The organism is Mangrovibacterium sp., assembly GCF_059905295.1.
The window spans coordinates 57,049-79,109 of record NZ_JBZQJF010000028.1; the positions used below are offsets into that span (position 1 = coordinate 57,049).

19 protein-coding genes and 1 tRNA gene are annotated in these 22,061 nt (G+C 44.1%); 18 read left to right on the top strand and 2 right to left on the bottom strand.

The window, feature by feature from the left end; genetic code table 11:
* The 10 genes from AC37HE_RS01950 to pfkA all read left to right on the top strand — a co-directional run bounded on the left by AC37HE_RS01950 (position 1) and on the right by pfkA (position 10,323).
* Positions 1-1,200: a YeeE/YedE thiosulfate transporter family protein gene (locus tag AC37HE_RS01950; RefSeq protein WP_500781090.1), complete on the top strand. Its 1,200-nt coding sequence runs from the start codon at positions 1-3 to the stop codon at positions 1,198-1,200.
* 482 nt (positions 1,201-1,682) lie between these two features.
* A tRNA-His gene (locus AC37HE_RS01955) sits at positions 1,683-1,758 on the top strand.
* 101 nt (positions 1,759-1,859) lie between these two features.
* Entirely contained in the window at positions 1,860-2,786 is a 927-nt protein-coding gene (locus AC37HE_RS01960; protein WP_500781091.1) for a DMT family transporter, read from the top strand.
* 62 nt (positions 2,787-2,848) lie between these two features.
* On the top strand, positions 2,849-3,175 hold the full coding sequence (locus AC37HE_RS01965; protein ID WP_500781092.1) for a hypothetical protein: 327 nt from the start codon (positions 2,849-2,851) through the stop codon (positions 3,173-3,175).
* Between the two features lie 134 nt (positions 3,176-3,309).
* Positions 3,310-5,679, top strand: a complete 2,370-nt coding sequence (locus AC37HE_RS01970; RefSeq protein ID WP_500781093.1) for a TonB-dependent receptor — start codon at positions 3,310-3,312, stop codon at positions 5,677-5,679.
* Between the two features lie 119 nt (positions 5,680-5,798).
* Positions 5,799-6,302, top strand: a complete 504-nt coding sequence (locus AC37HE_RS01975; RefSeq protein WP_500781094.1) for a YkgJ family cysteine cluster protein — start codon at positions 5,799-5,801, stop codon at positions 6,300-6,302.
* A gap of 76 nt (positions 6,303-6,378) precedes the next feature.
* Complete coding sequence (gene porQ, locus AC37HE_RS01980; protein ID WP_500781095.1) at positions 6,379-7,374, top strand: type IX secretion system protein PorQ; 996 nt, start codon at positions 6,379-6,381, stop codon at positions 7,372-7,374.
* A 93-nt stretch (positions 7,375-7,467) separates the two neighbouring features.
* Entirely contained in the window at positions 7,468-8,172 is a 705-nt protein-coding gene (gene cmk, locus AC37HE_RS01985; RefSeq protein ID WP_500781096.1) for a (d)CMP kinase, read from the top strand.
* 42 nt (positions 8,173-8,214) lie between these two features.
* On the top strand, positions 8,215-9,066 hold the full coding sequence (locus AC37HE_RS01990) for a 4-hydroxy-3-methylbut-2-enyl diphosphate reductase (protein ID WP_500781097.1): 852 nt from the start codon (positions 8,215-8,217) through the stop codon (positions 9,064-9,066).
* 267 nt (positions 9,067-9,333) lie between these two features.
* The gene (pfkA, locus tag AC37HE_RS01995) at positions 9,334-10,323 is read left to right on the top strand and encodes a 6-phosphofructokinase (protein WP_500781098.1); all 990 of its coding nucleotides are present in this window, start codon (positions 9,334-9,336) and stop codon (positions 10,321-10,323) included.
* Between the two features lie 121 nt (positions 10,324-10,444).
* On the opposite strand, the gene AC37HE_RS02000 is transcribed toward pfkA, so the two are convergent.
* Both AC37HE_RS02000 and AC37HE_RS02005 read right to left on the bottom strand, forming a co-directional pair.
* Positions 10,445-11,020, bottom strand: a complete 576-nt coding sequence (locus AC37HE_RS02000; protein WP_500781099.1) for a hypothetical protein — start codon at positions 11,018-11,020, stop codon at positions 10,445-10,447.
* Between the two features lie 19 nt (positions 11,021-11,039).
* A complete protein-coding gene (locus AC37HE_RS02005) occupies positions 11,040-11,267 on the bottom strand; it encodes a hypothetical protein (RefSeq protein WP_500781100.1) in 228 nt (75 codons plus the stop codon).
* Between the two features lie 140 nt (positions 11,268-11,407).
* On the opposite strand from AC37HE_RS02005, the gene priA reads away from it, so the two are divergent.
* The 8 genes from priA (at position 11,408) to AC37HE_RS02045 (ending at position 21,741) form a co-directional block, all read left to right on the top strand.
* Complete coding sequence (gene priA / locus AC37HE_RS02010) at positions 11,408-13,879, top strand: replication restart helicase PriA (protein ID WP_500781101.1); 2,472 nt, start codon at positions 11,408-11,410, stop codon at positions 13,877-13,879.
* A gap of 214 nt (positions 13,880-14,093) precedes the next feature.
* Positions 14,094-14,894 carry a ParA family protein gene (locus AC37HE_RS02015; RefSeq protein WP_500781102.1) on the top strand — a complete coding sequence of 267 codons (801 nt, stop codon included), beginning with the start codon at positions 14,094-14,096 and terminating at the stop codon, positions 14,892-14,894.
* A gap of 16 nt (positions 14,895-14,910) precedes the next feature.
* Complete coding sequence (locus AC37HE_RS02020; RefSeq protein ID WP_500781103.1) at positions 14,911-15,795, top strand: ParB/RepB/Spo0J family partition protein; 885 nt, start codon at positions 14,911-14,913, stop codon at positions 15,793-15,795.
* 63 nt (positions 15,796-15,858) lie between these two features.
* On the top strand, positions 15,859-16,425 hold the full coding sequence (locus AC37HE_RS02025; protein ID WP_500781104.1) for a DUF5683 domain-containing protein: 567 nt from the start codon (positions 15,859-15,861) through the stop codon (positions 16,423-16,425).
* A 27-nt stretch (positions 16,426-16,452) separates the two neighbouring features.
* Positions 16,453-18,027, top strand: coding sequence for a lytic transglycosylase domain-containing protein (locus tag AC37HE_RS02030; protein WP_500781105.1), 1,575 nt, complete (start codon positions 16,453-16,455; stop codon positions 18,025-18,027).
* A gap of 82 nt (positions 18,028-18,109) precedes the next feature.
* Positions 18,110-19,528, top strand: coding sequence for a GDSL-type esterase/lipase family protein (locus tag AC37HE_RS02035; RefSeq protein ID WP_500781106.1), 1,419 nt, complete (start codon positions 18,110-18,112; stop codon positions 19,526-19,528).
* On the top strand, positions 19,504-21,024 hold the full coding sequence (locus tag AC37HE_RS02040) for an MBOAT family O-acyltransferase (protein WP_500781107.1): 1,521 nt from the start codon (positions 19,504-19,506) through the stop codon (positions 21,022-21,024). Before AC37HE_RS02035 ends, AC37HE_RS02040 begins: the two co-directional genes overlap by 25 nt.
* 147 nt (positions 21,025-21,171) lie before the next feature.
* Positions 21,172-21,741 carry a YkgJ family cysteine cluster protein gene (locus AC37HE_RS02045; RefSeq protein WP_500781108.1) on the top strand — a complete coding sequence of 190 codons (570 nt, stop codon included), beginning with the start codon at positions 21,172-21,174 and terminating at the stop codon, positions 21,739-21,741.
* Positions 21,742-22,061: the final 320 nt, after the last annotated feature.

The following is a 22,061-nucleotide window of genomic DNA, read 5'->3' on the forward strand; positions in this document are numbered from 1 at the left end:
ATGGGACCTTTAGTACCTTATATAATCAGCAACGAATTCAACTTGATAGTGGCTTTACTCATTGGAATTGCCTTTGGGTTTGTCCTTGAACAAGCCGGATTTTCCTCAACAAAGAAATTGGCCGGACTATTTTACGGTTACGACTTCACGGTTCTGAAAGTATTTTTCACAGCAGGCGTTACGGCCATGATTGGTGTACTGCTGCTGGCTCAATTCGGCTTACTCGATCTTAGCCTCATCTATGTAAATCCAACCTTTCTTTGGTCGGCTCTCGTGGGAGGAGCAATTATGGGGGCTGGCTTTATTATTGGTGGTTTTTGCCCGGGAACAAGCGTATGCGCCGCCTCCATTGGTAAGCTCGACGGTATGGCCTTTGTGGCAGGATCAGTTGGAGGCATTTGGTTCTTTGCCGAGAAATACGATTGGTTTGAGCACATTTATCTGGCTAACGACTGGGGATCTGTATTGATTAATGATCAATTGGGGATCTCAAAAAGCTTATTTGCCTTTTTACTGACAATCGTAGCTTTTGCTGCCTTCTACTTTACGCACAAAATTGAGAATGCCATTACGAAGCACCCTTCGGCTCTCACTCATAAGAGACGAAAAAAATACTTGGTTGCTGAAGCTGTCGCCTTTTTGCTCATTGCCATTGTGGCTTTTGCGCCATCAAAAAAAGAGCTGATCCAAAGTCGAATTGCTGATGCAGAGCAACAGGCTAATTATCCCTACAAAACTGTATCTGCCGATAAGCTGGCCTTCGAAATTGTTAATAAACCAGGTCAAATAAATGTCATTGACCTTCGCTCGCCCGAAGAATTTAAAGCCTACCATCTTCCTTTAGCCATTAACATTCCAATGGAAGAACTCAACAGCCGCCAATGGCAACAGATTTTCCAACAGAGGATCAAAACAAACTACTTTTATGCGAACTCCGACTCCATTGCGCGACGGGCATACCTGATGGCTGACTATTTAGGAAAAGCAAACAATGTTCTGCTTACCGAATCAGTAGACAATTTTAAACAACTGTACTCAGAGGTATTACCGTTACCTGACAATGCAACCAAAGATGAGTTAAATGCGATTAAATATCGCAACGAATTAATTGGTAAAATAAACCGGCTGGTTGAAGCACTTAGCCGATTAAACCAACCTGTAAAACAAAAACAGGTGAAGATCAAAGGTGGCTGTAGCTAGAAAGCGCTTTAAATAAGTACCTTCTAAAAATCGAAACTAAAAATTCACCGATTATTGTGACCTATATCGGTAAATTTCGTTAAAAGACTAAAAGCATGTCGTAATGAGAACCAGGAAAACAAAAGCACAAGGAAACCTGATCGCATTTTCGATTGGCGTTTTCCTAATCCTCATCTTAATCTTGATCTATTTTTCATAGAGCAACGAATAAGTATGAGCGATAAAAAAGCACCAGCTCTCCTAAAGGGCTGATGCTTTTTTTACGGCCTAATGCAAACTTGAGGTGCAGCGCTAGGCCCCAAATCCGAGCTCATTATTGGAGATAAAGTACTCAATTGCTATTTTCTTTTGCTTGTGCCGAAAGGGGAAGTCTCTGAAAACGAAAAACTTTAAAAAACGATTAAAAAATTTTACGATCAATGCGCTCAAAATGCTTGCAGAGATCAGAAATAAAATACTATATTTGCACCCGCAAGCAAAACGGTGGTTGTAGCTCAGTTGGTTAGAGCGTCGGATTGTGGTTCCGAAGGTCGCCGGTTCGAGACCGGTCTTCCACCCAAAACAAAGGATGTCAATTTTGACATCCTTTGTTCGTTTCAAGACTTTTCCCCAGAATTTCCCGGCTTAAAAAGCTTAATTTTGTTCTCTGATAAAACCACATGAATAACAACAACCTGAAATATTACGGAGCAGCAGTACTGGCGATGTTCTTTTGGAGCTTCTCGTTCGTTTGGTTTAAAGTAGCATACCGTGCCTACGAACCAATGACAGTTGTTTTGATTCGCTTGAGTTTGGCAACAATAATGATGTTTGTGATCGCCAAACTGCTGAAGAAGCTTCAAACAATCCAAAAGGGAGATTGGAAATGGGTATTTCTGCTATCCTTTTTCGAGCCGTTTCTGTATTTCATGGGCGAAAGTTTTGGGTTGAAGTACGTATCGCCAACCGTCGCCGCAGTAATCGTAGCAACCATCCCTTTATTCACACCGCTCGCTGCCCTGTATTTCCACAAAGAAAAAATGAGCTGGGCTAATTTCATCGGTCTCATCATTTCCTTTGCCGGGGTATCGCTGGTTATACTCGACAATTCCTTCAAATTCGCAGCCTCTCCGGTTGGTGTTATACTCGAATTTCTGGCCGTTCTATCAACGATTGGGTACGCTATCATTCTAAAAAAGCTGACGCACAGCTATAATGGCTACACGATTATCAGTTATCAAAACCTTTTCGGATCGTTTCTGTTTCTCCCGTTTTGGTTAATTTTCGAAGCCAGGGAAACACTCCAAACACCGTTCAACCAGGAAGCATTCATGGCCATTGTCAAACTAGCCTTTTTTGCCTCCATACTCGGATTCATTTTCTTCACCTATAGCATCCGGCATATCGGCATTAACAAATCCAACATGTTCATTAATACGATGCCGGTATTCGTGGTTGTTTTTTCCTACTTTATTCTTGGCGAAGAAATTAACCAACAAAAAATTACGGGAATTGTCATTGTTATTTGCGGACTGTTCATTGCTCAAATGAAACGAAAAAAAATAAAAAGCCTTAAAAAGGTTGAAATATCAAACATTGAAATTTAGTTTTACAAAAATTCTCAATTCCTCCAAACACTTTGCTTAGTTACCTGTTTGGGTATGTCAGAATGAAAAATCGGAAACACATTAATCTGCTTTTCCTGGTGTTTGTGCACCTCATGCTGTTTGTCTATCCAATGGCAAGCAAAGCATTGCACATGCACGAAAAAAAGGTTGAATGCTGTACCCACTCTCATACCGATGGATCGGCAATTGGTACAAAAACGGAGAGATGTTTAATCTGCGATTTCGAACTTCGAAGCTTTGTAACCAAAGCTGAATTCAGACCAACTGTTTACCGGATTTCATTCCCTGTAATTGAGGTAAATCTGCCGGAGAAAATACAACGAACTCCCATACGTCACTTTGGGTTGAGAGCTCCGCCGTTAGCCTGATCCATTCATATCAATTTTCTTAATGATTTCATTCTTTACTCAAAGGATGAAGATGAATTAATGCGCAGCACTTGTAATGCTTTGCTACGCTATTATTATTTTGGATAAACAGGCTCAAATTTTAGATATCATTCATGAGAACATATATATTATCAGCAATAGCTTTCATTTTTATTTTCACACAAAACGCACTTGCTTTACCAACTGAGAACACTGGTAAGACAAGCTTGAGCGGATCAGTAATCGACTCCAAAACAAAGGAAGCGCTTCCGGCGGTAACCATCTACTTCCCGGAATTAAAAACCGGCGCTTTAACCGACGACAAGGGAGGCTTTACCATTCAAAACTTACCGATGTCCCGAATAACCATCCAAGTAAGCCTGATTGGCTACGAATCGATCTCCAAAATCGTTGACTTGAAAAGTACCAGTTCAATTAAATTTGAGCTGAGTGAATCCATCACTGAAATCAACGAAATCGTCATTACCGGTCAGCCGGGAATGATTGAGCAAAAAAGAACCCCCGCTCCTATTAGCGTAGTACCCAAAAGTGAACTACTGGAAAATACATCCACCAACATTATCGACGCCTTGTCCAAACAACCAGGGGTGTCGCAAATCACCACTGGTGCAGGTATTTCGAAGCCGGTTATCCGGGGCTTAGGTTACAACCGGGTCGTGGTTGTGAACGATGGAATCAGACAGGAAGGTCAGCAATGGGGCGACGAGCATGGCGTAGAGATTGACGAATATGGCGTTAATCATGTTGAAATTCTAAAAGGACCGGCCAGCCTGGCTTTTGGATCAGATGCCATGGCAGGGGTGATAAACATGATATCAGCACCAACGCTGCCCGCCGGAAGTATGCAAGGCAACTTAATCACCAATTACCAAAGCAACAACGGACTGATTGGTTACTCCGCCAACCTGGCAGGGAACAACAAGGGTTTTATCTGGAATGCACGAGTTAGCGGCAAGCGGGCGCACGATTATCAAAATAGCCTGGATGGCTGGGTAGGAAACTCAGCTTTCCGCGAAAATGCCGCAAGTGCACTAGTCGGATTGAACCGCTCATGGGGATATTCACACCTTACTCTCAGCCTTTACAATCTGGAGCCAGGCATTGTTGGCGAAGAAGGTGATTCAGAACGAAACTCCAAATCATACCAACCCGATGCTCCGTTCCAAGAAATCAACCACTACAAAGCAGCTTGGAACAGTAAAGTTTTCGTTGGAGAAGGTAATATTCAAACAACAATCGGGTTTCAGCAAAACAATCGGAAAGAGTTTGAATCAGCGGATGCATATGGTCTTTACCTAAAATTGAACACCTTAAGCTACGATGTAAAGTATACCCTTACTACGGGTAATAACTGGACCTTAACCGGAGGAATTGGAGGTATGTGGCAACAATCAAAAAATGAAGGGACTGAATTTTTAGTTCCGGACTACCAGCTTTTCGATGCCGGGATTTTTGCCATTGCCCACAAACAAATTGGGAAACTGGATTTAAGCGGTGGACTACGGTTTGATCGTCGTCACCTGAACAGCGATGCACTTTATTTGGATGCGAACGAAGAGCTTACCGGAGCAAGTGCCGCGGATGCAACGGAACGTTTTGCTGCTTTCAGCAACTCCTTCAACGGATTATCAGCAAGTCTGGGAGCCAGTTACCAGATCAGCAATTCGGTTTATACCAAATTGAATATGTCGAGAGGATTCCGTGCCCCCAACATTGCTGAACTCGGATCGAATGGGGAACACGAAGGTACATCTCGTTACGAAATCGGAAACACCGACCTAAGCCCGGAAAACAGCCTCCAATTTGACTGGGGATTAGGACTGGATACCAAGCATATCTCGGCTGAGCTAAATCTCTACCACAACCATGTCAATCACTACATATACAGTCACAAATTAGCCAATACCGCCGAAGCCGACTCCCTGATCAACGAAGTTCCGGTATTCAAGTTTACCGGAGGAAATGCCAACCTATATGGTGGGGAGTTTTTCGTTGATATTCATCCACATCCACTGGATTTTTTGCACTTCCAGAATACCTTCTCATATACACGAGGAAAGCTGGCCAACCAGCCTGCCGATGCAACCAATTTACCCATGATTCCAGCAGCCCGCTGGTTATCTGAAATCAAGGTTAACATTAAAAAAGTAAACAGCTGGCTCGAAAATGCCTGGTTCAGCTTTGGCGTAGACCACAACTGGAAGCAAAACAATTTTTATGCTGCCTACAACACCGAAACAGCCACACCGGCCTACACCTTATTAAATGCCGGGGTGGGAACCGACATTACTGGAAAGCACCGCAAATGGGCTTCAATCTACATCAGCTGCAACAACCTGACCGACATGGCCTACCAGAGCCACTTAAGTCGGCTAAAATATACAGGACTTAACGAGAAAACAGGACGTCAGGGATATTTTAATATGGGACGGAACTTTAGCGTTAAATTGATCGTACCTTTAGTTGCAAGCTTTAAAAATTAATACGCGCAATTAGTAAATCTTATTTCATTAATCCCGGTGGTTCTCATCCATCGGGATTTTTATTTTCGGGTTGATTTAATGCGCTTATCTTTGTGCCAAATTGTAAATCTTGAGCACACGTGGATAAAATTCAATATTATACACCAGCCCAATTAAAAGAAATGACAGCCAATAACAGGCAGGAATTTTCGGCTTTATTTCAAAAATTAAAAAAGAAGAAGCCCAAAAACCTGGACGTGGTTGTTCATCAACTACATCAGGAAGCTTTCAACGATTTTGATTGTTTGGATTGTGCTAACTGCTGCTCCAGCATCAGTCCGATCATCATCGATAAGGATGCAGAACGCTTAGCAAAAAGTCAGAAAATGAAACCAGCTGATTTTATCGCAACTTACCTGTATAAAGACGATGACAACGACTATGTTTTTCAGCAAACGCCTTGCCCGTTTCTGATGGCCGATAACTACTGCTGCGTATACGAAAACCGGCCAAGAGCCTGTCGCGAATATCCACACACCGACAGGAGCCGTTTTTACCAAATCCTAAACCTGACGCAGAAAAACTGCGAGATCTGCCCGGCTGTTTTCGCCATCGTGAAGGAATTAAGCAAACAGGAATGGTAGCAATATTTCTTCAGAAAACCCGTTGCTAAAGGAACAGAAAAAAGCCCTAATTTAGGCCCACCGAACAGGTATACGAATGAAGGTCCACAAACTGCTAATAATTTTATTTCTCACAATCAGTCTCCCTGGTTTTGCCCAGATTGGAGGCCAATCGACTTTTGAATTTCTCAATCTGACCAATTCGGCACGTATGGGGGCTTTAGGGGGCAACCAAATTGCGCTAAACGACCCAACTGACTTGAATGTCAGTTACAACAACCCGGCATTGCTAACCGAGGATATGACCGGAACCATTCTGGCAAACTACGTCAACTACATGGCAGGCATCAACTATGGCTATGCAGCATATGCTTTTGACACCGAAAAATTAGGGCCTGTTAGCATTGGAATTCACTACATCAATTACGGTCAGTTCACCAAAGCCAACGCTGAAGGTGAAAAAGAAGGAACTTTTACGGCTGCAGAGTATGCCTTACTGGCTAGTTGGGCCAAACAAATACAGCAGTTCAAAGTCGGTATTACCTTCAAACCGCTACTTTCGTCGCTCGAATCGTACCAGTCGCTGGGAATTGCTTTCGATCTGGGGGCAGCATACACCGGCGAAAATGAGCTAAGCACATTTGGCCTCGTTATCCGAAACTTAGGCACACAAATAACAACTTATTACGCAGGTGCCGACCGTGAAAGCCTTCCGCTCGACATTCAACTGGGGTACAGCCAAAAGCTGGCTCATGCACCACTTCGAATACTGGCAACCATGCAACATTTGCAACGCTGGAAACTAGTTTCTGAAACCGACGGAACTCAATCGAACGGAGGTTTTGGCAAAGACTTCCTGCGCCACCTGGTACTGGGAGCCGAACTAATGCCGTCGGAAAATTTTCACATTCGCGCAGGATACAATTTCCAGAGGCGCGAAGAGTTACTTTATTCCGACAAAAAGTCAACAGTCGGTTTTTCCTGGGGCTTCGGTTTTCGCATCAAACGGTTCCGATTCGACTACGGCTCGGCTCGCTACCATTTGTCATCATCCAGCAACCATTTCTCAATCGCCTTCAGACTTAATCCGTAACATTTCCTTCCCACTCATAGAAGGAAAGCATTAACGGTTCCTTGTGAATAATTTCCCTCCCCACCATCCATTCAAAAAACTTATCTTTACGCCATGAAAAATGCGGATCTACCCCAAATCATTATTGCCATCGACGGGCATTCGTCGTGCGGGAAAAGCACAGTAGCCAAAGAAATTGCGAAGAAGCTGGGCTACATCTACATCGACAGTGGAGCCATGTACCGAGCCGTGACTTTATATGCATTACGCAGTGGTCTGGCAGCTAACGAACAGGTTAACGAGCAAGAACTCATTAAACAACTGCCAAACATCAACATCGAGTTTCGCTTTAACCCTGCAAACCTGCGCAATGAAACCATTCTGAACGGCGAAAATGTAGAAGAAGAGATCCGTCAGTTACCGGTATCCCAACATGTAAGCCCCGTTGCAACAATCCGCGAAGTTCGTGAAGCGATGGTTGCTCTTCAACAGGCGATGGGCAAGAACAAAGGCATTGTGATGGACGGTCGCGATATTGGCACTGTGGTATTCCCCGATGCTGAACTCAAAATTTTCATGACGGCACGCCCCGAGGTTCGTGCACAGCGACGTTACGATGAACTGACAGCCAAAGGGCAACAAGTTCAATTCAATGACATTTTGGCTAATGTGATCGAACGCGATCGAATTGATTCGAGCCGTGAAGTTAGCCCGCTTAAACAAGCCGACGACGCCGTCATTCTCGACAACAGCGACATCACCCGCGAAGAGCAATTAGATTGGGTACTGCTAAAAGTACAACAGCTAATCAAAGCTTAATCGCCCGCTATCAATTAGAAACCAAATGCAACAGGTGTTTTAATGAAAGTAGAAATTGATGATAAATCGGGCTTTTGTTTTGGAGTGGTAAGTGCCATCCAAAAAGCGGAAGAACTGCTCCAAAATGGTGAAAAAGTCTATTGTTTAGGCGATATTGTTCACAATCAACTGGAAGTTGAACGCTTGCAACAACTCGGCCTCAAAACCATCAATCACAAGCAGTATTTTCAACTTTCCAACTGCAAAGTTTTACTGCGTGCTCATGGCGAACCACCTTCCACCTACAACTTTGCCAAGGAACACAACATCGAATTGATCGACGGCACATGCCCGGTTGTTTTGAAACTCCAGCAACGGGTCAAAAGAGGTTTTGAAAAATTACAAACTGAAAAAGGGCAGCTCATACTACTGGGCAAAAAGGGACATGCCGAGATTAACGGGTTGAATGGCCAAACCGGGAACAAAGCAATCATTATTGAGGATGAAAAGGACCTGCAGCAGATAGATCCTGAAAAGCCAACGTTGGTGTTCTCGCAAACAACGAAATCATTGGACGATTTTCACCGGCTATCCGAAAAGATCACAGAACGGGTAAAAACAAAACCCGAAATTAAAGATACCATTTGTCGACAGGTCGCTCACCGCGTTCCTCGCATGAAAGAGTTCGCTGCCCAACACGATGCGATAATTTTCGTGAGCGGTAAAAAGAGTTCTAACGGGAAAGCCCTGTTCAGCATCTGCCAAACGGTAAACCCCAACAGCTATTTCATCTCGAATAAAGAAGAATTGAATACGGAAGAACTGACAAAGTATCACTCCGTTGGAATAACAGGCGCAACATCAACACCCAGATGGCAAATGGAGGATATTGCAAACATTCTGTCAGTACTTTAACACAACATTAAACTTCTACATATTTCAGATAGTACAGCTCCTCACCTGAAATAATCCAATTTACTTTGCTGGCTCAAAAAATATTGTAGAGCATATTTTCGTGCAAGTCTATTGGGAAATATTACCTTTGCGCAATCGATTGCTCAAATTGAAATTTGTTTCAGTTTTAGAGCTTTATTTTGGCTGACCCCGGGTTGAAAATGACCTGGATTTATGAAGAAAACGCGGGAAAGATATTGAGGAAACCATGAGTAAAAGCTGTATTATATGAAACGCAAAAAGCTTGAAAAAATAGGCGTTCTCACCTCAGGTGGTGACGCTCCCGGCATGAATGCCGCTATCCGCGCAGTAACACGTGCGGCAATTGCAAAGAAATTAAAAGTTGTAGGTATCCGTCACGGTTACCAGGGAATGATCGACGGAGATTTCGTTCCATTGCGGGCACGCGATGTTAGTGGGGTCCTCCACCGCGGCGGAACAATTCTGAAAACAGCCCGCAGTGCCGAATTCAGGACAGAGGCAGGTCGCGAAAAAGCCTATCAGAACCTGAAAAAAGAAGGCATCGATGCCTGTGTGGTTATTGGCGGCGACGGTTCATTCACCGGTGCCCTGGTTTTCTCGCAGGATTACGATATCCCGTTTGTCGGAATTCCGGGAACCATTGACAACGACATGTACGGAACCGACTATACCATTGGTTATGACACTGCATTGAACACTGTCGTAGAAGCTGTCGATAAAATCCGCCACACAGCTGCCTCGCACGACCGGATCTTTTTCATCGAAGTTATGGGGCGCGAAGCCGGGCTACTGGCATTAAGCTCAGGCATTGCTGTTGGTGCTGAAGCCATCCTGATTCCGGAAGCCAAGACACTGGAGAAAGAATTGGATCAGTTCCTTAAAAAAGGGTTCAAAGAAAAAGACCGAAGTGGCATCGTCATCGTTGCCGAAGGTGGCGAAACCGGCCGTGTAATTAAAATTGCCAAAGCAGTGGAAGAAAGTTATCCGAATCTCGACGTTCGTGTTTCAATTCTGGGACATATCCAACGCGGTGGAAAACCATCGGCTCGCGACCGGATTGCAGCAACAAAAATGGGTGTTGCCGCCGTTGAAGCCCTGCTCGACGATCAGAAAAGCATTATGATTGCACTGGTTAAGAACTTTGTTGTCGACCATGTGCCATTCAATAAAGCGGTGAAACTCAATCACAGCATCGATGAAGATCTGATTCATATCCAAAGCTTAATCAACATCTAAGCAACTCGAAAAGCATCACCGGAGTTTAAAAAGATAAAAGGGGCAGGCCGAATCGACCTGCCCCTCACTATTTTAATGATTTTCTTAATACATCGGCTTTTTATCTCTTGCAGCCTTTCAATTAATCATCAGAGCCATACCTTTTAACCTGGCTTTCCAGCTCATCTGCTTTCTCTTTGGCTTGCTTTATCCGCTCGCTCCGTTTCTGATACTCTTCTTCTGTAATTTTTTTAGACTTTCGCTCTTGTTCCAGATTCTTCTCAGCATCTTCGATCTTTGCGCGAGCATCAGTAACTTTATTCGTACCATTAGTTAAAGTACCATCCAGTTCTTTCTGCTTAGCCTTATACTGCGATTTAGCTTCTTCCGAACGTAAACGGCCAAAATCTGCACCTTCCGCTGCTTTGTTTTTTCCGTAAGCATTACCTTGGTTAACCTTCTCTTGTGCATCTGACTCAAGCTCGCTCTTGCGGCCTGCAACTTCCTCATTTGCCTTCACTTTCTCCTTTCCTGCTTTATCTTCTGCTTTTTGTACAGCTTCCTGAGACTCCTTCTGCTTCTTATCGATTTGTTTTTCCTGTTTCTCAACCTTTGCTTTTCCTTCTTTCATTTTCTTCTGAGCCTGATCAACCTGACCAAAAGAAGAAACGGCTACCAATAAGGCCACCACCATCAATTGTATTTTTAAACTTTTCATTGAGTTCCTGCTTTTAATTTTATTTACTAATGTCTTTCATCAAATCATCCAATTCTTTGGACGTTTGATCAATTTTCGCTTTTGCAGTATCAACCTTTTTCGAAAGGGAATCAAGCACTTGTGACTCTTCGGCTTTAACTTCCGTGGATACATTTTCTGTTGTACTTTCCTTTTTTGTTGAGGTACTACAAGCAAGCCCAAAGACTAACCAAAATAGGACCAACCACTTTGTTTGTTGAATTTTCATTGTTTCTTCAATTAAATTTTTAACTATGAACTTAACTTTCCTACTTACCTCATCCGTTTAACTCAAAAACTAATCCTATCCACCAAATATTGTACTTTCCCCTAAAATTAAACCCGATTTTTTGCGAAGTTTGTACTCCCATGACAGAACATCTATATGCCGACGTCATATTACCACTGCCGTTAGGAGATTTGTTCACCTACCGTATTCCATTCGATCTTCAGCCCAATATTAAAGTTGGAGTTCGTGTGGTTGTGCAATTTGGTGCCCGCAAGTTTTTTTCAGCATTGGTTTACCGGTTGCATAACAACATGCCTACCGGTACGTTCGACCTAAAGGACATTGATGCAATTTTAGATATGGAGCCGGTTGTTACGCCGGCGCAAATCATTCTTTGGGAATGGATGGTCGACTACTATTGCTGCACACTTGGCGAAGTCTACAAAGCAGCACTTCCCTCGGCTCTGAAACTGGAAAGCCAGACCAAGGTTAGCTTTAACCCGAACTATCAGATTCCCGAAAATTTACCGGGAGAAGAAGAAGCCTTACTGCTGATGTTACAAGGGCATGGTCAAACAAACATCCAAAGTATCAATAAGTTTTTAGGGAAAAAATCAGCCCTTTCAACCTTAAAACTACTGCTGGAGAAGAATGCTGTTTTAATTGAAGAGAAAATCCAGGATAACTACTCAGCCAAGGTTCAGCCCTTCATCTTTCTTCACCCCAACCTAGCTACGGAACAGGCCATTCGCGAGGCGCTGGAAAGTTTGAAGAAAGCCAAAAAACAACAGCAACTACTGGAGTTCTTCCTTGCCGAAACTTTGTATCACCCGGAGAAACGCCCCAACCTGGCCAAAAAGGATTTACTGGAGCAAACAGGTATTTCTGAAGGTGTTCTGCGAGCCCTTCTGGAGAAAGATTTTCTGCATCTTCAGGAAATTGAAGTTGGGCGTCTGGATCTGGAGTACAACGAAGAGCAAAAAATATTCGACCTAAGTGAGGTGCAATCTCAGGCTTTTAATGAAATTCAGGAAGCCTGCGCTACGGGCAAACCGGTACTTTTCCACGGGGTTACCTCGAGCGGTAAAACCGAAGTTTACATTAAACTGATTGAAGAGCAACTACAACAAGGAAAACAGGTGCTTTACCTTGTACCTGAAATTGGCCTGACGACCCAGCTCATCAACCGGCTAAAACGTGCCTTTGGCAACAAAGCAGGGATTTACCATTCACGCTTTAACGACTCGGAACGCGTTGAAATTTGGTTCAACACCTTACACGAGCGGGAGCAATCGTTCCAAATTATTATTGGTGCGCGTTCGGCAGCCCTCCTTCCCTTTCGGAACCTTGGGCTGATTATTGTCGACGAGGAACACGAAAACAGCTATAAGCAGTTTGATCCATCACCGCGGTACAACGCCCGCGATGTGGCGGTTGTGCTTGCCCAAATACACAGGGCCAAAGTTATTCTGGGTTCTGCAACGCCATCATTCGAAAGCTATTTCAACAATAAAACCGGCAAATATGCCTTGGTTGAACTTACACAGCGATACCAGAACATCAGCCTGCCGGAAATTCAGATTGCCGATGTAAGGTTAGCCACCAAGCGCAAGCAAATGAAATCGATGCTAACGCTCGATTTGTTTGAAGCTATTGAGACCGCTTTGCAGAAAGAAGAGCAAGTTATTCTTTTTCAAAACCGGCGTGGCTTTGCACCTTACCTGCAATGCGGTACCTGCGGCTGGATTCCGAAGTGCAAAAACTGCGATGTCAGCCTCACCTACCATAAAAACCTGGGGGCGCTGGTTTGCCATTATTGCGGGCACACGCAAACCATGCCGGGGAATTGCCCAGATTGCCAGTCAACTGAAATAAAAACGCGTGGATTCGGAACCGAAAAAATCGAAGAAGAATTATCGATTCTGTACCCTGAGGCTCGTATTGCCCGCATGGATATGGATAGCACACGAGGCAAGAAAGCCTATGAACGTTTGATTTACCAGTTCGAAAGCAAACAGATCGATATCTTGGTGGGTACGCAAATGGTCACCAAGGGGCTCGATTTTGACCACGTTAGTGTGGTTGGCATTCTCAATGCCGACCAGTTGCTGAACTACCCCGACTTCCGGTCGTTTGAACGATCCTACCAACTTATTGCCCAAGTGAGCGGCCGGGCAGGTCGCAAAAACAAACAAGGAAAGGTCATCATTCAGACCACCCAGCCCGAGCACCCGGTACTGCTCGACGTTGTTGCCAACGACTTCACCCGCCTGTTCAACACACAAATGAACGAGCGAAAAATGTTCCGGTACCCTCCTTACTACAGATTAACAAAGGTTGTGGTAAAACACAGAAACCGCGACCGCCTGAATATGGCAGCAACACAATTAGCTATTCGCCTTCGCAAGACATTCGGGTTCAACATTCTGGGTCCCGAATATCCGCTGGTTGGACGAATTCAAAGCTGGTACCAAAAGGAAATCTGGATTAAGCTGGAACGGGATCAGAAACTGGGGCAATCCAAAAAATTAATTCTCGAAGAAATAAAAATGTTGAAGTCGCTTCCAAACAACGGAGGGCTGGTTGTTTATGCCGATATTGACCCGATGTAGACTTGTTAAAAGACCTGTTAAATTTTGTAAAACCGGCGATACGAAACAAAAAATGTTATTTTTGCACAATCCGAAAAAGCCAGAAAACATCCGACCCAATACAGCGGAAGTCCGTCCGGCTCTTCCGGAATCGAATCGATTAATTTTTCAACTGAACAAGCATATTCGCATAAAATATTAACTTTGAATCTCTGCAAAACACTGGAATAAACCTATGGGAAAAGTAATCGCTTTAGCAAATCAAAAGGGGGGCGTTGGTAAGACCACAACAGCTATTAACTTAGCTGCCAGCCTTGCTGTACTCGAAAAGAAAGTCTTGATAATTGACGCTGACCCTCAGGCTAATGCCACTTCCGGAATCGGCTTTGACGTGAGAAATGTAAAGACAAGTATTTACGAATGCATCGTTGAAGAAATTGACCCCCGGAAGATCATTCTGAAATCAGAAATTAATGGCCTTGACCTGATCCCGTCGCATATTGATTTGGTAGGTGCTGAAATTGAAATGTTAAACCTGCCAAACCGCGAGAAGGTTTTAACCATGGTGATTGACCAGATTCGTGAGGACTATGATTTCATTTTGATTGACTGTTCTCCGTCACTTGGGTTAATTACAGTAAACGCATTGACTGCGGCTGATTCGATCATCATCCCGGTTCAATGTGAATATTTTGCATTGGAAGGATTAGGAAAACTTCTGAATACAATCAAGATTATCCAAACCCGCTTAAACCCGGAGCTGGAAATTGAAGGATTCCTGTTGACCATGTACGACTCTCGTCTGAACCTGGCAAACCAGGTGTTGGAAGAAGTCCGGACCCACTTTGGTGATATGGTTTTCGAAACATTGATCAACCGTAACATCAAACTAAGCGAGGCCCCAAGTTTCGGTATCCCTGCAGTATTGTACGATGCCAGCTCGAAAGGAGCAACCAGCTATATGGACTTGGCCCGTGAGATTTTGCAAAAGAATGATCTGACCAAGATCAAAAATTCTGAAAAAGTAATTGAATAAAAGAGCTGAATAGAATATGGCTAAAAGAAGTGCATTAGGTAGAGGTTTAGGCGCTTTAATAGATGATGCTGACAAACAACGAGAAGTTCCTTCGTCGTCATCGATCAATGAAATACCGGTTGAAAAGATCGTAGCAAACCCTTTTCAACCCCGAACAAAATTTGATGAAACAGCCCTGCAGGAATTAGCTGCCTCCATCAAGGAGCTTGGCATTATCCAACCCATAACGCTGCGAAAAGTTGACGGCGATGAATATCAGATCATTGCCGGTGAACGTCGTTTCAGAGCATCGAAGATTGCAGGTCTGGAAACTGTTCCGGCCTACGTTCGTACTGCTGAAGACGATGGGATGCTGGAGATGGCTTTGGTTGAAAATATTCAACGGGAAGACTTAGATGCCATTGAAGTGGCACTTTCGTACCAACGCCTCCTTGAAGAATGCAAACTAACACAAGAGGTACTGAGTGAACGTGTTGGGAAAAAACGCTCAACAATTTCCAATTATCTTCGTTTGCTCAAATTGCCAACGCTCATCCAAAAAGGCATTATCGACAAAACCATAAGCATGGGACATGCCCGTGCCTTGGTTAATATTGCCAACCCGGAAGATCAACTGTCAATTTACGAGCTTATTCTGGACGAAGACCTTTCCGTTCGGAAAGTTGAAGAAATCGTTCGTAACCTGGGGACAAACAATCACCCGGCCGAACCAGCAAAAAAAGAACAAAAAGAAAAGTACCCGCAGGAATACGGGGAGCTAAAGGAGCACTTAAGTCAATTTTTTAGTACTAAAGTTGACTTCGCCATGAATAATAAAGGGAAAGGTAAAATCGTTATCCCTTTTGTTTCGCCTAAAGATTTAGAGCGAATTATGGGTATTCTGGACAAACTGGGCCACTAAAAATCGTCAAAGAAAACTAAGTTGAGGCATTTAAGAATATTCATATTAACAATCCTGTTAGCAGTGACAGGATTTTCTTCGTTTGCACAAAAGGAGCTTCGAGCTGAAGCTGACACCGTTAATGTTGAAAACGTAAAACCAGTCCACTCTCCAAGAAAAGCGACCATTTATTCGGCCGTACTTCCGGGATTGGGACAGATTTACAACAAGAAATATTGGAAACTACCGTTAATATATGGTGGTTTCATCGCATTTGGATACGCCATCAACTGGAACAACAACTATTACGTGTTGTACAAACAGGCTTACGCCGATATTATTGACGATGATCCAAATTCGAACTCATATGAAAAACTGGTGATTGAGGGAAACTGGGACTGGAATAATGCCAGCCAGGTTTCGCAATTTACCACCAGGTTAAAAAATGCCAAAGACGGGGCCAGAAGGAATAGGGATTTCATGATCATCCTGACCGCCGGATTTTATGCATTAAACATCATCGATGCCACAGTTGATGCACATTTTTTCAATTTTGACATCGGGGATGACTTGACGATGAACTGGACACCAGGTCCGATGTATTGTCAAGGCAAAGCTCTCCCCGGGGTTCATGTACAATTTAGATTTTAAACACTGAGAGAAAGAGAGAGTGAGAGAATGAAGAAAGCAATTATTTTAGCTCTGTTGAGCACAATTATAGGTTATTCGGCGCATGCGGACAGCGACGAAAGAGTCAACCTGAAACAAATCAAACGAATTGAAGTCCTGTCGTTGGATACCATTAACGGCTACGAATCCAAATATGCTTATCCGGATGAAAACCTGAACGACCTGTTCGCCGAGCAAATGGACAGCCTTTACCATTCCTGGTATATTCAAAATTCATACGACACCGACTTTTTTCAGGATGACTCCGTGGATAGTGATGCAGCATCCTTACCGGACTCGGTATACATTCAACGTTTGCAAAGCATCGACTCATTTGTCGATCTTTCATTCAACAAAACAGTTAAGAATTTCATCGAGCTTTACACCCAGCGTCGTCACGAGCTTACTGAAATGATGCTGGGCTTATCCAGCTTCTATTTTCCAATGATTGAGGAGAAGCTTGACGAGTATAACCTGCCGCAAGAATTGAAATATATGCCGGTAATTGAATCGGCACTCAACCCAACTGCTCGTTCGCGGGCTAATGCTGTTGGCCTGTGGCAGTTCATGTACGGAACCGGTAAAATGTATAAACTGGATATTGGCACTTTTGTTGACGAACGCCGGGATCCGCAAAAATCATCTGAAGCAGCCGCAAAATACCTTAGCGACTTATACAAGATTTATAAAAACTGGCATTTGGTGATTGCGGCCTACAACTGTGGCCCGGGGAATGTGAACAAAGCTATTCGCCGTGCTGGCGGAGCCCGTAATTACTGGTCGATTTACTACTACCTGCCACGCGAAACCAGAGGTTACGTGCCTGCCTTTATTGCTGCAGCTTACGTGATGAACTTCTACCAACAGCACAACCTGACGCCTCGTTACCCTGATTTTCCTATTGTAACGGATACCATCGAGGTCAATAACTATGTACATTTCAAGCAAATATCAGAGGTTTTAAATATTCCGATTGAGGAGTTAGAAAGCCTCAACCCGCAATACCGACTTGATATTATTCCGGCTAAGTCGAATAAACCTTATGCGCTACGACTTCCTCTGGAGAAAATTCCGGAATTCATTGATATGGAAGACCAGGTGTATGCTTTACGCAGAAATGAATTCTTCCCGAACAATGAGATTCAGGTTCCGAAAGAAAGAGGCTATTATGCCGGAACCAGCGTAAACGGCAAAGACCGGATTGTTTATACCGTAAAATCAGGTGATAACCTGGGTTATATTGCCAACCATTTTCATGTTCGTATTAACGACCTTCGTTATTGGAACAATATTCGCCATAACTTAATTCGTGTAGGGCAAAAAGTGGTGATTTATGTGCCCAGCGGCAAAGGTGATGCTTACGCAAAATCAAGCCGTGTTAAGGTGACCAGCCATGCCAGCGCTTCCGAGCAGATCAGCTCCGACGGCAAGTTTGTTTACTACACCGTTCGCAGCGGAGATTCACTTTGGTCGATCGCACGCCGCTTCCCGGGAGTTTCAAACCAGGATATCATGCGTCTGAACAATATGAGCGGAAATACCATCAAACCCGGACAGAAGCTAAAAATACAACCCAAGGGCTAAACAGACTCTGCTTTTTTAGCCTTTGAGGGATTTGCAAAGACCCGATTTTCATACTACATTTAGCAAAGTCGAATTCTTGAGTATGAAACCTTTTCGGGCCTTTTTATTCCTGGCAACTGTACTAATTTTACTTTTCCTGGTTTCTTTTTACCGATCAGAAAGAAACCAGGAAAACAAAATTGTGTCCGAAGCTCAATTCACCTTGCCAACAGAGCAATCCACTCCACCTGCGAATCCGCCAATCATTCAACAACCGGATCGAGTGGCAATTCTTCCGGATACGATTTCAACCGACACAACAGCAATTCCCACGGAAGCTCCCCGACCAGCAATTCCTGTCCCGACACAAAGCTCCGGGCTTGTTTATTCGCCAGCCGATACCATCAGGCTTGAACAACTGGCCAATAAGCTCCATACCTTAGCTTCAACGCACAGGCAACTGCGAATTTTCTATTACGGCGATTCGCAAATTGAGGGCGATCAAATCACATCGGCTTTACGTAAACAATTACAACAACGCTACGGCGGTCATGGTCCGGGCCTGATTGCCCCCGACCAATATTACAATCCTGCCCATCAACTCATCATGACCACCTCCGGTAATTGGCAAAATATCCCAATCAAGGAGATGGGCACCCGCAACAAGAGTGTGCTCTTTAGAACAGCATTGGCTCTTGCTCCCGAGCAAACCGATTGGTGGTTCCGCATTAACAGGTTAAAATTTCTGGATCCGAAAAACGATTACCAACAAGTCCAGCTGTTTTACTATGGAAGCGATTCGGTCAAAGTTGAATGTCTGGATTCAACCAATCCGGTTTATGAAGCAGCCACCGACTCGGTCACGAAGACCACCAGCATTCAGCTTCATTTTGCCCAAACTCCGGATGATTTAAAGATCAAATTCAACACCAACGACAGTTTATGGGTTGCCGGCTTATCACTCGACAGCCCCTGGGGGATTTTTGTCGATAATATTGCCTTACGCGGACTGGCTTATCCACCGTTCAGCAGTTCAGCACCCAAGGATTTGAAGACCATGATGAACGAGCTGAAACCGGATTTATTCATCTTACAATTCGGGGTAAATGTTGTGCCCTATTACACTCCGGGAAATCACAACTTCGCCAATAAACTGACAAAACAGATCCACATTATCCGAGAACTATGCCCACAAATTCCAATCATCCTTGTTGGAGTTTCGGATATGGCTAAACGTGTCGAGGGAGAGTTTCAGTCGTATAAAAACATTGCCGAGATTAAGCAAATACAAAAAGAAATTGCCGAAAAGAACAATTGTATCTTTTGGGATCTCGAGCTGTTTATGGGCGGCTCGGGAAGTATGATTAAATGGGTGAATGCCAATCCTCCTTTGGGCAGAAAAGACTATATTCATTTCTCGGAACAAGGCGGCGAAAAAGTCGGGAACGAAATGGCCCGCCTGCTGATCCGGGAATTTGAGAACCAGCAGCAACTTGCATGGACGAACAACTACGAAAAATAGCAGAACAACTCCTCCACTACAACGAAAACCGACCGCTGTTCTACACCGGTATCGCTTTTTGGGTTGCTTTTGCAATTATACTGGCTCTGTATAGTTTCTTCTATCGCAAAAGCATTCTTCGCAACAGCTATCTGCTGGTTGTCAGCTGGTATATCTATTACCAAATCAATGGTGCTTTCTTGTCGTTACTGGTGTTTTCGTGCTTGTCGAACTACGGATTCGGCATGTTGATTGCCCGCTACCGCAAGACCCGATTTTGGCTGATTGTCTCCGTCAGCTTCAACCTGCTGCTACTCGTCTACTTCAAATACACCTACTTTTTCACCGAGAGTATCAACCAGTTTTTCGGAACCAGCTACACGGTTTTCAACTGGCTGGGCTGGTTGTTGAACCAGGTCTCGGCAGGTATGGCCGATGTACACACCATTGTGCTGCCTATTGGTATTTCATTCTACACTTTTCAGGCCATCAGCTACCTGTCGGATGTTAGAACACACAAAGTTGAAGCGGTGAGAAACCCACTAGACTTCAGTTTTTACCTCAGCTTTTTTCCCCAATTGGTGGCCGGTCCCATTGTTCGTGCTGCCGCCTTTATTCCGCAGCTATACCAACAATACCGGCTAACAGCTGAAGAATTGAGCCATGGAACCTTTTTGATTCTGAAAGGACTTTTCAAGAAACTGGTTATTGCCGATTTCCTGGCCCTCAACTTAATTGACCGGGTTTTTGATGCACCCGGCTCGTACTCCGGCCTCGAAAACCTACTGGCCATTTACAGCTATTCCGTTCAGATTTATTGCGACTTTTCGGGTTATACTGATATTGCCATTGGCCTGGCACTCATCCTGGGCTACAAAATTCCGGTCAACTTTAACGCCCCGTACCGCGCTCAAAGCCTGACTGATTTTTGGCATCGTTGGCATATCTCGCTATCGCTGTGGCTGCGCGACTACCTGTACATTCCTTTAGGCGGAAATCGTAAAGGCAAACTACGCATGTATTTCAACCTGATTATTACCATGCTTCTGGGCGGTTTGTGGCACGGAGCAAGCTGGCATTTCATTATTTGGGGAGGGATTCACGGCATTGGCCTGGCCATCGAAAAGCTGTTGGCGCCTTTCAAACGAGCCAAAGCAAAATTCCCAAAACTACGGAAGTACCTCGCCATCTTTTTCACCTTTCAGCTGGTCAGCGTTGCCTGGGTCTTTTTTCGGGCCGAAAGCGAGGAAAAGATCTACCACATGTTTTTCCAGATCAGGCAGCATTTCATTCCCCAACTCACGCCGGAGGGTGCCTCGGCTTACCTGCCAACCGTCTTTGTATTATTGCTGGGCTTTCTGCTAATTTGGTTTCCTTTTAACGAAAAAGAAAGGATCCGGGGATGGTTCATCAAGCAACATCCGGTCACTCAAATTCTTGTTTGTGTTGTGCTGGTCCTGATTATACAGGCCGTTTCGCAGTCAGACATCCAGCAATTTATCTACTTCCAGTTTTAATTACCCCGGCCTGTAAATATTTTTAAGATAGACAGAATAACGAATTCATCTAATTTGTAGATTTGCGCCCGTCATCCGCGGATATCCATCCCGGAGAAAACGTCCCTTTACATTTTATGTTTTATTTTTTATTTGTGCGTAATTTCTATGTATAGAAAGGTTCAACGCGTGCAAAAAGTCTTGAAAAACGCTGCTTTGCACACTGAAAAGTTTAGTAATAAGAGTGGCATCACCTGTGCGTCGAAATGCCACCATTGCTGTTTAAAAAAGGATATCTCAGCCAGTCCGCTGGAGTTTTTACCCTTAGCTTATCATCTTTTCAAAGAAGGGAAAGCTGATGAAGTGTACGATCGACTGGAGCAACTTCCGGCCAACGACCTGTGCATTCTCTTTTCAGCCCTAGGCCATGCCGGAAGCTGTTCGGAATATACGTATCGCGGGCTGATTTGTCGCCTGTTTGGTTATGCCACTAACCACGATAAACAAGGACAAAGCCGCCTGGTAAGCTGCAAAGCCATCAAGGAAACACCCAACTTTGCACAACTGCAGCCCAAAGTGCTTTTAAAAGCTCCGGTCATGACCGAGTATTATATGCAACTGGCCGCCATCGATTTTAAACTGGCCAACGAAGAACTGCAAATTAACCTGGCCATCAAACGAGCGCTGGAGCTGGTAATGACCTACTATATGTACCGCGGCAGCCGAAGGGGAGCCTGACACGACGTTAAATATTGAATCCGGGTTATTGGGGAGAGTTTGTAATCACCCCTTTTCCAAAGCTCCAAACTTTCGAATAGTTTTTCCCCTCAGATGATGCCGTTTTCAACTGCCTCGTTCTGCCATTCCAACCTTTCCGCCATACCACTTATTTTTCAACTATTTTTTACCATATGTGAAAAAATACAGGTATTAAACATATTACGAAACACACAAATACTGTTTACTGGCGGAGGATTATGTTGTAACTTAGTCTAATACTAATTGTAAAACAAGGACTTAGTTTTCAGTTACAGGTATACCAACAATGGCTAGGGCTA

Coding starts and splice junctions, on each gene's coding strand:
- AC37HE_RS01950 (WP_500781090.1), top strand. CDS start 1: ATGGGACCTTTAGTACCTTATATAATCAGCAACGAATTCAACTTGATA.
- AC37HE_RS01960 (WP_500781091.1), top strand. CDS start 1,860: ATGAATAACAACAACCTGAAATATTACGGAGCAGCAGTACTGGCGATG.
- AC37HE_RS01965 (WP_500781092.1), top strand. CDS start 2,849: ATGAAAAATCGGAAACACATTAATCTGCTTTTCCTGGTGTTTGTGCAC.
- AC37HE_RS01970 (WP_500781093.1), top strand. CDS start 3,310: ATGAGAACATATATATTATCAGCAATAGCTTTCATTTTTATTTTCACA.
- porQ (WP_500781095.1), top strand. CDS start 6,379: ATGAAGGTCCACAAACTGCTAATAATTTTATTTCTCACAATCAGTCTC.
- cmk (WP_500781096.1), top strand. CDS start 7,468: ATGAAAAATGCGGATCTACCCCAAATCATTATTGCCATCGACGGGCAT.
- AC37HE_RS01990 (WP_500781097.1), top strand. CDS start 8,215: ATGAAAGTAGAAATTGATGATAAATCGGGCTTTTGTTTTGGAGTGGTA.
- pfkA (WP_500781098.1), top strand. CDS start 9,334: ATGAAACGCAAAAAGCTTGAAAAAATAGGCGTTCTCACCTCAGGTGGT.
- AC37HE_RS02000 (WP_500781099.1), bottom strand. CDS start 11,020: ATGAAAAGTTTAAAAATACAATTGATGGTGGTGGCCTTATTGGTAGCC.
- AC37HE_RS02005 (WP_500781100.1), bottom strand. CDS start 11,267: ATGAAAATTCAACAAACAAAGTGGTTGGTCCTATTTTGGTTAGTCTTT.
- priA (WP_500781101.1), top strand. CDS start 11,408: ATGACAGAACATCTATATGCCGACGTCATATTACCACTGCCGTTAGGA.
- AC37HE_RS02015 (WP_500781102.1), top strand. CDS start 14,094: ATGGGAAAAGTAATCGCTTTAGCAAATCAAAAGGGGGGCGTTGGTAAG.
- AC37HE_RS02020 (WP_500781103.1), top strand. CDS start 14,911: ATGGCTAAAAGAAGTGCATTAGGTAGAGGTTTAGGCGCTTTAATAGAT.
- AC37HE_RS02030 (WP_500781105.1), top strand. CDS start 16,453: ATGAAGAAAGCAATTATTTTAGCTCTGTTGAGCACAATTATAGGTTAT.
- AC37HE_RS02035 (WP_500781106.1), top strand. CDS start 18,110: ATGAAACCTTTTCGGGCCTTTTTATTCCTGGCAACTGTACTAATTTTA.
- AC37HE_RS02040 (WP_500781107.1), top strand. CDS start 19,504: ATGGACGAACAACTACGAAAAATAGCAGAACAACTCCTCCACTACAAC.
- AC37HE_RS02045 (WP_500781108.1), top strand. CDS start 21,172: ATGTATAGAAAGGTTCAACGCGTGCAAAAAGTCTTGAAAAACGCTGCT.